Source organism: Serratia sp. 201 (assembly GCF_037027545.1).
In the GTDB taxonomy this organism is placed as follows: Bacteria; Pseudomonadota; Gammaproteobacteria; order Enterobacterales; family Enterobacteriaceae; genus Serratia; species Serratia bockelmannii.
Genome location: NZ_JAXCHC010000002.1, coordinates 22,902 through 35,677, shown reverse-complemented (window position 1 = coordinate 35,677; position 12,776 = coordinate 22,902). Strand labels below are relative to the sequence as shown.

At 59.1% G+C, this 12,776-nt stretch carries 15 protein-coding genes; 7 read left to right on the top strand and 8 right to left on the bottom strand.

All coding sequences use genetic code 11. The features are described from left to right. Positions 1 to 112 precede the first annotated feature (112 nt). Positions 113 to 463 carry an acid resistance repetitive basic protein Asr gene (gene asr, locus WA302_RS08395; protein WP_004928953.1) on the bottom strand — a complete coding sequence of 117 codons (351 nt, stop codon included), beginning with the start codon at positions 461 to 463 and terminating at the stop codon, positions 113 to 115. Positions 464 to 692: 229 nt separating this feature from the next. Between asr and WA302_RS08390 the strand changes: the two genes are divergently transcribed. Further along, entirely contained in the window at positions 693 to 1,001 is a 309-nt protein-coding gene (locus tag WA302_RS08390; protein ID WP_004928950.1) for a DUF883 family protein, read from the top strand. Positions 1,002 to 1,062: 61 nt separating this feature from the next. Here WA302_RS08390 and pdxR read toward each other — a convergent pair whose 3' ends face one another. Continuing rightward, entirely contained in the window at positions 1,063 to 2,496 is a 1,434-nt protein-coding gene (pdxR, locus tag WA302_RS08385) for a MocR-like pyridoxine biosynthesis transcription factor PdxR (RefSeq protein WP_264383966.1), read from the bottom strand. Positions 2,497 to 2,591: 95 nt separating this feature from the next. Between pdxR and WA302_RS08380 the strand changes: the two genes are divergently transcribed. From WA302_RS08380 to nrdF, 5 genes are all read left to right on the top strand, one after another. Then, positions 2,592 to 3,023 carry a carboxymuconolactone decarboxylase family protein gene (locus WA302_RS08380; protein ID WP_025303985.1) on the top strand — a complete coding sequence of 144 codons (432 nt, stop codon included), beginning with the start codon at positions 2,592 to 2,594 and terminating at the stop codon, positions 3,021 to 3,023. A 272-nt stretch (positions 3,024 to 3,295) separates the two neighbouring features. Continuing rightward, a complete protein-coding gene (gene nrdH, locus WA302_RS08375) occupies positions 3,296 to 3,526 on the top strand; it encodes a glutaredoxin-like protein NrdH (protein WP_004928934.1) in 231 nt (76 codons plus the stop codon). 9 nt (positions 3,527 to 3,535) lie between these two features. Beyond that, positions 3,536 to 3,940 (top strand): class Ib ribonucleoside-diphosphate reductase assembly flavoprotein NrdI, encoded by a 405-nt coding sequence (gene nrdI / locus WA302_RS08370; RefSeq protein WP_004928930.1) that lies wholly within the window; start codon positions 3,536 to 3,538, stop codon positions 3,938 to 3,940. Continuing rightward, on the top strand, positions 3,922 to 6,066 hold the full coding sequence (gene nrdE, locus WA302_RS08365; RefSeq protein ID WP_149570360.1) for a class 1b ribonucleoside-diphosphate reductase subunit alpha: 2,145 nt from the start codon (positions 3,922 to 3,924) through the stop codon (positions 6,064 to 6,066). Before nrdI ends, nrdE begins: the two co-directional genes overlap by 19 nt. 8 nt (positions 6,067 to 6,074) lie before the next feature. Further along, entirely contained in the window at positions 6,075 to 7,046 is a 972-nt protein-coding gene (gene nrdF, locus WA302_RS08360; protein ID WP_033639549.1) for a class 1b ribonucleoside-diphosphate reductase subunit beta, read from the top strand. Positions 7,047 to 7,089: 43 nt separating this feature from the next. Here the strand turns inward: nrdF and WA302_RS08355 are convergent, their stop codons facing one another. The 5 genes from WA302_RS08355 to WA302_RS08335 form a co-directional block, all read right to left on the bottom strand. Then, complete coding sequence (locus WA302_RS08355) at positions 7,090 to 7,377, bottom strand: type II toxin-antitoxin system RelE/ParE family toxin (protein ID WP_043138388.1); 288 nt, start codon at positions 7,375 to 7,377, stop codon at positions 7,090 to 7,092. Next, on the bottom strand, positions 7,377 to 7,664 hold the full coding sequence (locus WA302_RS08350; RefSeq protein WP_038872812.1) for a CopG family ribbon-helix-helix protein: 288 nt from the start codon (positions 7,662 to 7,664) through the stop codon (positions 7,377 to 7,379). The genes WA302_RS08355 and WA302_RS08350 overlap by 1 nt, the downstream gene beginning before the upstream one ends. 77 nt (positions 7,665 to 7,741) lie before the next feature. Next, positions 7,742 to 7,936, bottom strand: coding sequence for a DUF1289 domain-containing protein (locus WA302_RS08345; protein ID WP_148123708.1), 195 nt, complete (start codon positions 7,934 to 7,936; stop codon positions 7,742 to 7,744). Between the two features lie 64 nt (positions 7,937 to 8,000). Continuing rightward, positions 8,001 to 8,741, bottom strand: coding sequence for an SDR family oxidoreductase (locus WA302_RS08340; protein WP_025303991.1), 741 nt, complete (start codon positions 8,739 to 8,741; stop codon positions 8,001 to 8,003). Between the two features lie 153 nt (positions 8,742 to 8,894). Beyond that, positions 8,895 to 9,839, bottom strand: a complete 945-nt coding sequence (locus WA302_RS08335) for an MBL fold metallo-hydrolase (protein ID WP_197822413.1) — start codon at positions 9,837 to 9,839, stop codon at positions 8,895 to 8,897. 206 nt (positions 9,840 to 10,045) lie between these two features. Between WA302_RS08335 and WA302_RS08330 the strand changes: the two genes are divergently transcribed. Further along, entirely contained in the window at positions 10,046 to 11,017 is a 972-nt protein-coding gene (locus tag WA302_RS08330; protein ID WP_336063508.1) for a patatin-like phospholipase family protein, read from the top strand. Between the two features lie 98 nt (positions 11,018 to 11,115). Here the strand turns inward: WA302_RS08330 and WA302_RS08325 are convergent, their stop codons facing one another. After that, positions 11,116 to 12,471: a 2-hydroxycarboxylate transporter family protein gene (locus WA302_RS08325; RefSeq protein ID WP_049205223.1), complete on the bottom strand. Its 1,356-nt coding sequence runs from the start codon at positions 12,469 to 12,471 to the stop codon at positions 11,116 to 11,118. Positions 12,472 to 12,776 lie beyond the last annotated feature (305 nt).

Sequence of the window (12,776 nt, the reverse complement as noted above, 5' to 3'; positions counted from 1 at the left end):
GATAGCGATGGATCATCGTTCGTCGCCTCAAAAGAAGACACCCGGAAGAACCGGGTGTCTGGAATACGGGCTGGAGAGTGCGGAACCTTCCGGTTCCGCAACCATCAATTAATTAAGCTTTTTTACCGGCTTTTTTGTGGTGTTTTTTAGCGGCCTGAGCTTTCTGCACTGGCGCTTTTTTGTGGTGTTTTTTAGCAGCCTGGGCTTTCTGAGCTGGCGCTTTTTTGTGGTGCTTTTTAGCGGCCTGAGCTTTCTGGGCTGGCGCTTTTTTGTGGTGCTTAGCTTTCTTGTGATGCGTTGCTTTAGCTGGCGCTTTTTCAGCAGCAGCCGCTGGCGCAGCGGTAGTGGTGGTCGCAGCTGGCGCGGTGGTAGTAGCCGGAGCAGTAGCTGCGGTATCAGCAGCGAAAGCAACAGAAGACAGACCCATAGTGGCAGCAACGATCAGCGCTAATACTTTTTTCATCTTTAAATCCTCAGAGTGTTGTTTCGGTAAGCCCCGGTGGAGCCGTTGAAACAGATACTAGTGGAATCAAACCGCCGCTTCCGTGAGTGATTGGTTTCGCCGAGTAACCAAATGTACAAAGCCCACGCGCCGGCAAACACCTGCGTGACGGCGGTTTTTTTCCGTGATCGGCCACACAATTCTCGGCATGGTCTACACTTAAAAGACATGTGTCGAAATGGAGAGCTGAATGTTTAAGAAAGCGGAAAGAACAGAACGCGATATCGATCAGGACGTCACTCTGTTGGCCGATACGCTGGATGAAGTGTTGCGCGAGTCCGGTGATAAGACCAAAGAGGAACTGAAAGAGCTGCACAGCAAGGCGAAAGGCGTGCTGCGCGACGCTCGGGCGCGATTCAATGGCTCCACCAGTCTGACACAGCATGCGCGCGACGCCGTCGATCAAGCCGACAGCTATGTGCGTGACAAACCTTGGCAGGGCGTAGGGATCGGTGCCGCCGTCGGCATCGTGCTCGGCGTGCTGCTGGCCCGGCGTTAACACCCCTGCAGTCATAAAGATAAAACAGATGTGCGTCTGGCCCGCGGAAATCGCGGGCCGTTTAATTTGCGTGTTTAAACAGCTGTGCCAGCCCCTGTACCGCCCGCTCCGCCTCCTCTCGCCGGCTGAAATTGGCGAACCCCAGCAGTAACCCTTGCCCCACCGGATGGTCGATTCGCCAGTCAGACAACGCCTGCACCGCCAGCCCCTGCTGCCAGGCTTGCGCCGCCAACGGCGCATCCGCCAAGCCGTCGCGCAGCCGGGCCAACAGCTGAATGCCGCCCTGTTGCGGCACCGTCGTCAGCCACGCCCCCAGCTGCCGCTCCAACGCCTGCGTCAGCCACTCGCGCCGCTGGCGGTACAACGGCCGCATGCGTTTCAGGTGGCGATAGAAATGCCCTTGCCGGATAAAATCCGCCACGCCGGCCTGCAGCAGCGGCGGGCAACCGCAGCCACGCAGCCGGCTGCTGCGCGCGAATGTTTCCGTCAGACCGACGGGCACCACCAGATAAGCCATGCGCAGCGCCGGGAACAGCGTTTTGCTGAAGGTGCCGGCGTACAGCACCCGACCCTGAACATCGAGGCTTTTCAGCGGCGGCAGCGGCCGCCCGTGATAGCGAAACTCGCTGTCGTAGTCATCCTCGAGGATCCAGGCCCCGCGATGCTGCGCCCAGTCGAGCAGCGCCATGCGCCGCGCCAGGCTGAGCGAGACGCCGAGCGGGCTTTGATGGGTCGGCGTCACCACCGCCAGCCGCGCCTCAGGCGCCGTCAGAATACCGGCGGCCACGTCCATGCCCTGTTCATCCACCGGCACGGCGACCGGCCTGACGCCGGCGGCCAGCAGCAGCGGACGCGTGACCGGATAGCCGGGATCTTCGATCCATACCGCGTCGCCGGCATGTAACAGCGTCTCCGTCACCCAGTCCAACAACGCCGGATAACCGGCACAGAGGAAAATTTGCTCCGGCCGACAGCTGATGCCGCGCGACAAATGCAGGTAATGGGCGATCGCCTCACGCAGCTCAGACAGGCCGCCGGCCGGCGGCAGTGCCAGAGAAGCCACCGTGGAACCGCGCAGTTGGCGGGCGACAATGCGCTGCCACAGCGCCCGTGGAAACGCGTCCAGCGCCGGTACCCCCAGTTGGAAAGGCTGCAGCATGCCTTGCGGCTGCAGCGGATCGGGCGCCATTGCCGCCAGCGGTGGCGCAGCGGGGACCGCGCCCGGCGGCATGTGTGGCAGCTGTGGCGAGACATAGGTGCCCGCCTGCCCGCGGCTCTGCAAGAAACCTTCGGCAATAAGTTGCGCGTAGGCGCTTTCCACCGTAGCGCGCGCCACGCCCAGATCGCTCGCCAACCCGCGCACTGAGGGCAACCGGCTGCCTGCCGCCAGGCTGCTCTGGGTAATGGCGTCTTTAATCCGCTGGTAAATCTGCCGGTACAGCGGCTCGGCGAGCCGGCTGTCCAGCCGCAGCGAGGTCAGGAAAGTTGGCATTATGGCCCGGTTAAATAATCATTTTATGGCCCTATAGCATAGACCATAAGGCCGCTAAAGTAGCGCCATGATTTCGTTACTACCGATTGAGGTTGACCATGATTAAGCAACGTTTGAACTATGCCGAGCTGGCGCCCGCCCCGTACAAAAATATGGTGGGCGCGCTGATGGCGCTGGAGAAAGGCGCCCTGGACAAGGCGACCATCGAGTTGATGTTTATGCGCGTTTCGCAGATCAACGGCTGCGCCTACTGCCTGGACATGCACGGCAAAGCGCTGCGTGAAAGCGGCTTCAGCCATGCCAAGCTGGATACGCTGGCGGGCTGGCGCGTCAGCCATGAATTCAGCGAGCGCGAGCGCGTCGCGCTGGAATGGGCCGAGTCAGTGACGCTGATCGCCGCCACCGGCGCGCCGGACAGCGCTTTCGAGGCGCTGAAAGCGCACTTCAGCGATACCGAGATCGCCGATCTGACTTTCGCCATCAGCATCATGAACGCCTTTAATCGTCTGGCCGTCAGCATGCGTCAGTAATGCGCTCGACTCCCCCTCTTCACTGAGAGGGGGAATTTCTCACCCGCAAAAAATTTTTCCCTCGCCTTTTCCAGCCCCGGCGCGGCCTGCGCACCCAACCCCACAAAACACCATATATAGCGTGGTTGATAAAACAAATATCTACATATAGTATTTTATGAGTCAGCCGCAGGGAATGTCGTTCGGTTGATAACGCCGTCAGAAACGCCAGGAACGATGCTCCGTTATCTGACTTGCCCGCCTTTCCTTCAGCCTAAAGGTAAATGCGAATCATGAGCATTATTATTTACAGTAAGCCGGACTGTGTCCAGTGCAACGCCACTTATCGCGCATTTGATAAACAGGGGATTGATTATCAGGTGATCGACCTCACCCAGGATCAGCAGGCGCTGAACCACGTTAAATCCTTAGGTTATCAGCAGGTTCCGGTGATTATCGCCGGTGACGACCACTGGTCCGGTTTCCGGCCGGACAAAATCGGCGCGCTGGCGCTCACCTGCTGAAGCTCGACGATGAATCCGCTGGTCTATTTCTCCAGCAGTTCGGAGAACACCCATCGGTTCGTTGAGAAACTGGGCCTGCCGGCGATCCGCATTCCGATCGCCGGCGCCCGCAGCAAATTGCTGATGGAACAACCCTATATCTTGATCGTACCCAGCTATGGCGGCGGCAGCGCCGTCGGCGCGGTGCCGATCCAGGTGATCCGCTTTCTCAACGTTCCGCAAAACCGTTCATACCTGCGCGGCGTCATCGCCGCCGGGAACACCAACTTCGGCGCAGCGTACGGCATCGCCGGCGACATCATCGCCAAAAAATGCCAGGTGCCTTTTTTGTACCGCTTCGAGCTGCTCGGCACGACGCAAGACGTTGAAAACGTTAGACAGGGAGTAACCGCATTTTGGCAACGACAGAACTGACCAGGCCCGAGACGGGCGCGCTGGATTACCATTCGCTCAACGCGATGCTCAATCTTTACGATGCGGAAGGCCGGATCCAGTTCGATAAAGATCGGCTGGCGGCGCGGCACTACTTCCTGCAGCACGTCAACCAAAACACCGTGTTCTTCCATAACCTGGAAGAAAAGCTGCGCTATCTGGTGGAGGAAGGCTACTACGAGCCGCAGGTGCTGGCGCAGTATGAATTCCCGTTTATCAAGCTGCTGTTCCAGCAGGCCTACGCCAAGAAATTCCGCTTCGAGACCTTCCTCGGCGCCTTCAAGTACTACACCAGCTATACGCTCAAAACCTTCGACGGCAAGCGCTATCTGGAACGCTACGAAGACCGGGTGTGCATGGTGGCGCTGACGCTGGCGGCGGGCGACACCGCCCTGGCGCAGGATCTGGTGGAGGAGATGATTTCGGGCCGCTTCCAGCCGGCCACGCCCACCTTCCTCAACTGCGGCAAACGCCAGCGCGGTGAGCTGGTCTCCTGCTTCCTGCTGCGCATCGAAGACAATATGGAATCGATCGGCCGGGCGGTGAACTCCGCGCTGCAGCTGTCGAAACGCGGCGGCGGCGTGGCCTTCATGCTGAGCAATATTCGCGAGGTGGGCGCGCCGATCAAGCGCATCGAGAATCAGTCCTCCGGCGTCATTCCGATCATGAAAATGCTCGAAGACGCCTTCTCCTACGCCAACCAGCTCGGCGCGCGCCAGGGGGCCGGCGCGGTGTATCTCAACGCCCACCACCCGGACATCCTGCGTTTTCTCGACACCAAGCGGGAAAACGCCGACGAGAAGATCCGCATCAAGACGCTGTCGCTGGGGGTAGTGATCCCGGATATTACCTTCGAGCTGGCGAAGAACAACGAAGAGATGTACCTGTTCTCGCCCTACGACGTCGAACGGGTGTATGGCACGCCGCTGTCTGAAATCAGCGTCAGTGAAAAATACCGCGAGATGGTGGACGACAAGCGTATCCGCAAGTCGCGCATCAACGCACGCGAGTTCTTCCAGGTGCTGGCGGAGATCCAGTTCGAATCCGGCTATCCCTACGTGATGTTCGAGGACACGGTCAACCGGGAGAACCCGATCGCCGGGCGCATCAACATGAGCAACCTGTGTTCGGAGATCCTGCAGGTCAACCGCGCCAGTACGTATCACGAAGATCTGAGCTACGATCGCATCGGCAAGGACATCTCCTGCAACCTCGGCTCGCTGAATATCGCCAAAACCATGGACGCGCCGGACTTCGGCAAGGCGATCGAGACCGCGATCCGCGCGCTGACCGCGGTGGCCGACATGAGCGATATCCGCTCGGTGCCGTCGATCGCCGAGGGCAACCGCAGCGCCCGCGCCATCGGCCTGGGCCAGATGAATCTGCACGGTTACCTGGCGCGCGAGCGCATTTTCTACGGCTCGGAAGAAGGCATCGACTTCACCAACCTCTATTTCTATACCGTGGCCTATCACGCCATCCGCGCCTCGAACCGGCTGGCGATAGAACGTGGCGGCGCGTTCGACGGCTTTGAGCACTCGCGCTATGCCAGCGGCGAGTACTTCGACAAGTACACCGAGCGCGACTGGCTGCCGCAGACTGAGCGGGTGCGCGAGCTGTTCGCCGCCGCCGGCATCGCCATTCCGGGCCGCGACGAGTGGCGCGCGCTGCGCCAGTCGGTGATGATGCACGGGCTGTACAATCAGAACCTACAGGCGGTGCCGCCGACCGGTTCCATCTCGTACATCAACAACGCCACCTCCAGCATCCATCCGATCGTCTCGCGTATCGAGATCCGCAAGGAAGGCAAGATCGGCCGCGTTTACTACCCGGCGCCGTACATGACCAACGACAACCTGGCGTATTACCAGGATGCCTACGAGATTGGCCCGGAAAAAATCATCGATACCTATGCCGCCGCAACGCAACACGTCGATCAGGGGCTGTCGCTGACGTTGTTCTTCCGCGATACCGCCACCACCCGCGACATCAACCGCGCGCAGATCTACGCCTGGCGCAAAGGCATCAAGACCATTTACTACATCCGCCTGCGCCAGATGGCGCTGGAAGGCACCGAGGTGCAGGGCTGCGTGTCCTGCGCGCTGTGAGGCAATTTATGACGACCGTAACATCGGCGCCGCTGGTGCGCGCCATCAACTGGAACATTATCGAAGACGACAAGGATCTGGAGGTATGGAACCGCCTGACCTCCAACTTCTGGCTGCCGGAGAAGGTGCCGCTGTCCAACGATATCCCGTCCTGGGCCACGCTGACGCCGAAGGAGCAGCAGCTAACCATTCGGGTGTTTACCGGGCTGACGCTGCTGGACACCATCCAGAACACCGTCGGCGCGCCGGCCCTGATCGCCGATGCGCTGACGCCGCACGAAGAGGCGGTGTACTCCAACATCAGCTTTATGGAGGCGGTGCACGCCCGCTCTTACAGCTCAATCTTCTCCACCCTGTGCCAAACGCCGGACGTGGACGACGCCTATCGCTGGAGCGAGGAAAACCGCGCGCTGCAGAAGAAAGCCGGCATCATTCTGGCGCACTACCGCAGCGACGATCCGCTGCTGAAAAAGGTCGCCAGCGTGTTCCTCGAGTCGTTCCTGTTCTATTCGGGCTTTTACCTGCCGATGTACTGGTCCAGCCGCGCCAAGCTGACCAACACCGCCGATCTGATCCGCCTGATCATTCGCGACGAGGCGGTGCACGGCTACTATATCGGCTATAAGTTCCAGAAAGGGCTGGAGAAAGTGGACGCCGCACGGCGCCAACAGGTGAAAAATTTCGCCTTCGATCTGATGCAGGACCTGTACGACAACGAGGTGCGCTACACCGAGGAGCTGTACGACGGCGTCGGCTGGACGGAAGATGTGAAGACCTTCCTGCACTACAACGCCAACAAGGCGCTGATGAACCTGGGGTATGAAGCGCTGTTCCCACCGGCGATGGCGGAGGTCAACCCGGCGATCCTGTCGGCGCTGTCGCCAAACGCCGACGAAAACCACGACTTCTTCTCCGGGTCAGGGTCGTCCTACGTCATCGGCAAGGCGGTCAACACCGAGGATGAGGACTGGGACTTCTGAGAACATGACAGCGATACCGGTCTTTCAGGCCGGTATCGTGCATTCAATACCCTTGTTCTTTCTGACTACGGATCGCCAGAACAAACGCCGTATCGATATCAGGGATATATTTGTAGAGCGCCAAATAACCGCGAACTTGCTGCCCAATAATCAATTCACGCAGCCCTGAGCCAAGGGCTCGTCCGATCAATGGATTATGTTCCAATACCGCAATCGCCTGGATGATTTCCTGAATGCGCCGCCCTGGATCCACGGCACCATACTGAGCCAAATGAGCGAGAATACGTTCGATATCATCCCTGACCTCTGGCGCCAACTCGACGTTTGCCATCAGCGCCCCAATTTTTTTACCGGAGGTTTAACAGCGTCAGTGTTACCGGCTGCGTAATTTTCCAAATAACCGCGCATCTCTTTCCAAGAGACCGTCTCTCCCGTCGCAATTATCTTGGCATAGCGTTTTTCCGCTTCATTCTCAAAGTCGCGGCGCAACTCTTCTTGCTGCGTTTTCTCCGCTATTGCCTGCAAAATAAAGCTGTGAGACGTCACGCCAGCCTGCTCGGCGACGGCAGCGACTCGGGCTTTAAGCTCATCTGGAATACGGATGGTCGTCGTCGACATAATCGCTCCCAACGTCGGTCAATCACATGTAGCTCAATTGTGCTACATGAAGTCTGACAGCGCAATAATGCAGAGGATTATTTCACCGATTGACGCAGCTCAAGCTGCCGCCAAATAGCGAGTTTCTCCGCGTCGCTGGCGGTCGGCCAGGCGGCGATTTCCGCCCGCGTGCGCCGGCATCCCCGGCACTGCTGGGTTTCGTCGTCGATGCGGCACAGGCTGACGCAGGGCGACCTGACGCCGGGATGAAACTGCTGATTGTCGCCCGCCATACGCTGCCCTTGATGTGATGAGTTCCGCCACAGGATACCCGATCCTGCGGCGGCGCGTCGTCAATCAGATGATGCCGCCGTTGGCGCGCAGGGTTTGGCCGTTGATCCAGCCGCCGTCGGCCCCCGCGAGGAAGGCCACCGCTGCAGCGATATCGTCCGGCGTGCCCAGGCGCTCCAGCGGCGCCATCTTCGCCAGCCGCTCGATAAGCTCCGGGGTTTTGCCGTCGAGGAACAAACCGGTGGCGGTCGGTCCCGGCGCGACGGCGTTCACCGTGATATTGCGGCCGCGCAGCTCTTTCGCCAGCACGCTGGTCAGCGCTTCGATCGCCGCCTTACTGGCGGCATACATACCGTAACCCGGCTGCAGCAACCCCACCACGCTGGAAGAGAAGTTGATGATGCGGCCGTTGTCGCGCAGGCGCTTCGCCGCCTCGCGCATCGCATTGAAGCTGCCTTTCAGGTTGATGTCGAGCAGGCGATCCACGTCTTCATCATGCATGTCCGCCACCGGCGCTAGCGCGATCACCCCGGCGTTATTGACCAGAACGTCGACGCCGCCAAACGCCTGTTCGGCGCTGTCGAACAGCTGGGCAACCGCAGCCGCATCGCTGACGTCGGCCTTGATGCTCAAGGCGCGGCCGCCGCGCTGTTCTATCTTGCCCACCAGCTCATAGGCCGGCGCCGGGTTGCCCGAATAGTTGATGATGACGGCAAAGCCATCGGCGGCCAGGCGCTCGGCGATGGCGGCGCCGATACCGCGCGATGCGCCGGTGACGATGGCGACGGAGGGAGTTTTCTGATTCATCGGGAGATCCTTAAAGAAAACGACGAGGGTAACGTTAATCATGCACTCTTTATCACGGCGAATAAGCCCCGATTCTCTGGCATCATCATCCCAAATTATCGAACAATGTCCCCAAGGCGCTTACGATGGCCGCCCGTTGGGCGGCCATCTCCCTTACAGCGCGCCGTAGTTCAATGGCACCCAGGTGTAACCGTCGCCCTGACGGTTCAGATACCCCAACCCCGGGAACGACAGGTGTGCGCCCCCCACCAGCTCGCTCTGCCGCGCGCTGTCGCCAAATATCCGCAGCCGCTGAGCGACTGCCGCCTTGGCGTCGCTGTCAAAGCTGATAGCCACCTTCGGATGCGGCAACTGCACCGCTGCCACGTGGATAAGATCCCCCAACAGCAACAGCTTCTGGCCCTGGCTGGTCACCTGATACACGCTATGCCCCGGCGTATGGCCGTGGGCGGCAAAGGCGGCAATGCCCGGGGAAAGCTCACCGTCGCCGCTGAACGGCTTAAAGTGACCGGTCGCCTGATACGGCTTGATCGCCGCCTGAGCCCGTTCGAAGTTGCTTTTACTGCCCGCGCTAGCCTGTTTCAGTTTGTCCGCGCTTAGCCAGAAGTCCGCGTCCTGGCTGGCGGCGCGCACCACCGCATTGGGGAATACCGCCTTGCCGTCGTGCGTCAGGCCGCCGAGATGGTCCGGGTGCATGTGGGTCAGGTAGATCTCATCCACCTGCTCCGGCTGGTAACCCGCCGCGCGCAGGTTATCCACCAGCTTGCCCAGGCCGTCGCCCAGCAGTTGGCCGGCGCCGCTGTCGATCATCACCAGCTTATCGCCGGTATTGATCAGATAGGCATTGACCGAGGTGACCACCGGCAGGCTTTGATGCCGCTCGGCCAACCCGGCGGCGATCTGCTGCGGCGTGGTGTTTAGCAACAGCTTGTCCGCCGGCAAACGAATGATGCCGTCGGACAACGCGGTCACTTCAAAACTGCCCAGCATGATGCGATAAAATCCCGGCGTCGGGGTTTTAGCCTGCGGCGCGGCGGCCCCGGCCTGTAATGACATAACGGCCAGCGCCGCGCCCAGCAGACAACGTTTCCAGAACATGATGACTCCTTGCGAGAATTGAACAGCGCTAAGTATTGACGCAAAAATCCCGATGCGCCTGTTTAATAAATGCCTTTGATAAATATATGAACAATATATTTATTGTGAATAATTTTGTTTGCCGACTCACACAACCCCAATCAATATTTTCCGGTTCGCGACTTCGTTATTTTTCTTACTCCCTAAACCACGAGTGAGGAAATATCATGAACTATCAATTCGAAAATCTGGTCTTTGAAGGCGGCGGCGTAAAAGGCATCGCCTATGGCGGCGCGCTGGAATTGCTGGAAGCCAAAGGCATCATGCCGCAGATCAAGCAAACCTCCGGCGCCTCGGCGGGCGCCATCGCCGCGCTGCTGGTCGGCCTGGGCTGCAGCTCGGCGGACGTCACCAAGATTCTGTCGGCGATGGATTTTAAAAAATTCCTCGATTATAACGGCGGCTTTTTCGGTACGATCCAGGATGCCTATCGCCTGTTTAATCAATACGGCATCGCGCCCGGCGATTATTTCTATCAATGGTCACGCGATATTATCAAGCAGTATACCGGCAACCCGGATATCACCTTCGAGCAGTTCGAAGCGATGAAGGCGGTGAAAGGGTTCAAGTCGATTTACTTTATCGGCGCCAACCTCAACAGCGGCCAGCGAGAGGTCTATTCGCATCGCACTACGCCGCGCATGAAAGTGGCGGACGGCCTGCGCATTTCGATGTCGTTCCCCTTCGCCTTCGTGGCGAAGAACAATACTCTGGGCGACCTGTGCATCGACGGCGGCATGATCGACAACTACCCGGTGCGACTGTTCGACTATGACTTCTCCGCCACGCCGCCTTACATCGACGCCTCCAGCCAACGCATCAACACCCGCACCCTGGGCCTTCGCCTCGACTCCGCCGGCGAAATCGCCCAGGCCGCCGGTCAGGCCGGCCCGCGCACGCCGGTCAACAACCTGTTTGATTTCACCCTGGCGGTGGCCAACGTGATGCTGGACATCCAAACCAAGGTGCATCTGGACAGCGATGACTGGAAGCGCACCGTGTATGTCGATACGCTCGACGTCGGCACGCTGGAGTTCGGCATCAGCGAGGAGAAGAAACGCGCGCTGATCGAATCCGGCCGTCGCGGCGTAGAGCGCTACTTCGCGTGGTATGACGCCGCCATGAAACAGGCAGCGTAACCGGTATTATCCCCGCCCGCACGTCAGGCCGGCGCGCGGGCAAAAAAAATCCCCGCGGGGGCGGGGAAAGGCAAAGTAACGCTAAGGATTTATAGGAGTTATACGAAGAACTTGGCCAACACCAGCAGCGACAGCGAAACGTTGATAGCGCCGCCGATACGGGTTGCGATCTGGGCGAACGGCATCAACGACATGCGGTTGCCGGCGGTGAGGATCGCGACGTCGCCGGTCCCGCCCTGCCCGCTCTGGCAGCAGGAGACAATCGCCACGTCGATAGGGTGCATGCCGATTTTCTTGCCGACGAAGAAACCGGTCGCCACCAGCGCGCTGACGGTGGTGACGATCACGATCAGATTCTGTACGGTGAACGCGTCCACCAGCTCCTGCCACGGCGTGATAGCCACCCCGACCGCGAACAGGATCGGATAAGTCACGGCGGTGCGGAAGAATTTGTACACCACCTGCGAGCCTTCCTGAATGCGTGGCGATACCCCGTGCGCCAGCTTCACCGCCACGGCGGCGAACAGCATGCCCACCGGCGCCGGCAGGCCGATCAGACGGTGCAGCAGCATGCCCACCATATACAGCAGAATGGCCAACAGCGCGCCGCAGGCGATGGTGCTGACGTCCACCTTGCCGCTGATTTTTTCCACCGCGCTCATGTCGCTGTCGCCCTGCTTGCTCGGCATCAGGCTGCCTTCGCCGGTCAGGTGCGGATAACGCTTGCCCAGCTGGTTAAGCAGGCCGGCGATGACGATAGCGGTCAGGCTGCCGAGCATCACGATAGGCAGAATGCGCCCCAGCGCCACGCCCTGTTCCATGTGCAGGATCGCCGCGTAGCCCATCGACAGCGGGATCGCCCCTTCACCTACGCCGCCGGCCATGATCGGCAGGATCAGGAAGAAGAAGATCTGGAACGGCTCCAGGCCCAGCGCCATGCCAACGCCCATCCCCACCAGCATGCCGACGATCTCGCCGCACAGCATGGGGATGAAGATGCGCAGGAAGCCCTGGATCAGCACCTGGCGGTTCATGCTCATGATGCTGCCGACGATGATGCAGCAGATGTAGAGGTACAGAATGTTGGTCGATTTGTAGAACTTGGTGGTCGATTCCACCACCACGTCCGGCAGCAGGCCATAGTGCACCAGCGCGGAAGGAATGAAAGTGGCGCAGATTGCCGCCGCGCCCATTTTGCCGATCAGCGGCAGGCGCTTGCCGAATTCGCCGCAGGCGAAGCCGAAGAACGCCAGGGTGGCCACCATCACTACGATATCGCTCGGCAACTTGCCTTCCAGGCAGTCGAGCAGAATCAATACGCCGGCCAGAATAAAGAACGGTAACGGAATAATCCCTACTTTATAATTGTCCAGTATCCGCCACCATTTCTCACGCAGAGGAATATCGGCGGTCTTGTCTTTGGCTACGAGGTAAGAATCATCTGTTGTGCTCATAATCTGGCCTCTTATTAGTTTGTTCAGCCATCATAGAGAAGCGCACGGATTATCTGCTGTGATTATGTTCAAAGTTAAAAAGGGTTTTTAATGGTGGTTATGGTTTCTATGGGGTTAATTAAGATTATGTAAAAACCAACGCGGTTTTAATGGTGTTAATAACGTTTTTATTTTAAAGCTTATTAATTTTATCGCAGGCGAACAATTCTCGTCCGGTTCACTCTAATCCCGTGTGAGGGATCACAAGTTGATCGAGCGCAATATTACAGACCCCGCTTATCGTGATAGGGTAAGGCTTCAGGATC

Coding starts and splice junctions, on each gene's coding strand:
- asr (WP_004928953.1), bottom strand. CDS start 463: ATGAAAAAAGTATTAGCGCTGATCGTTGCTGCCACTATGGGTCTGTCT.
- WA302_RS08390 (WP_004928950.1), top strand. CDS start 693: ATGTTTAAGAAAGCGGAAAGAACAGAACGCGATATCGATCAGGACGTC.
- WA302_RS08380 (WP_025303985.1), top strand. CDS start 2,592: ATGATTAAGCAACGTTTGAACTATGCCGAGCTGGCGCCCGCCCCGTAC.
- nrdH (WP_004928934.1), top strand. CDS start 3,296: ATGAGCATTATTATTTACAGTAAGCCGGACTGTGTCCAGTGCAACGCC.
- nrdI (WP_004928930.1), top strand. CDS start 3,536: ATGAATCCGCTGGTCTATTTCTCCAGCAGTTCGGAGAACACCCATCGG.
- nrdF (WP_033639549.1), top strand. CDS start 6,075: ATGACGACCGTAACATCGGCGCCGCTGGTGCGCGCCATCAACTGGAAC.
- WA302_RS08355 (WP_043138388.1), bottom strand. CDS start 7,377: ATGGCAAACGTCGAGTTGGCGCCAGAGGTCAGGGATGATATCGAACGT.
- WA302_RS08350 (WP_038872812.1), bottom strand. CDS start 7,664: ATGTCGACGACGACCATCCGTATTCCAGATGAGCTTAAAGCCCGAGTC.
- WA302_RS08345 (WP_148123708.1), bottom strand. CDS start 7,936: ATGGCGGGCGACAATCAGCAGTTTCATCCCGGCGTCAGGTCGCCCTGC.
- WA302_RS08340 (WP_025303991.1), bottom strand. CDS start 8,741: ATGAATCAGAAAACTCCCTCCGTCGCCATCGTCACCGGCGCATCGCGC.
- WA302_RS08335 (WP_197822413.1), bottom strand. CDS start 9,839: ATGTTCTGGAAACGTTGTCTGCTGGGCGCGGCGCTGGCCGTTATGTCA.
- WA302_RS08330 (WP_336063508.1), top strand. CDS start 10,046: ATGAACTATCAATTCGAAAATCTGGTCTTTGAAGGCGGCGGCGTAAAA.
- WA302_RS08325 (WP_049205223.1), bottom strand. CDS start 12,471: ATGAGCACAACAGATGATTCTTACCTCGTAGCCAAAGACAAGACCGCC.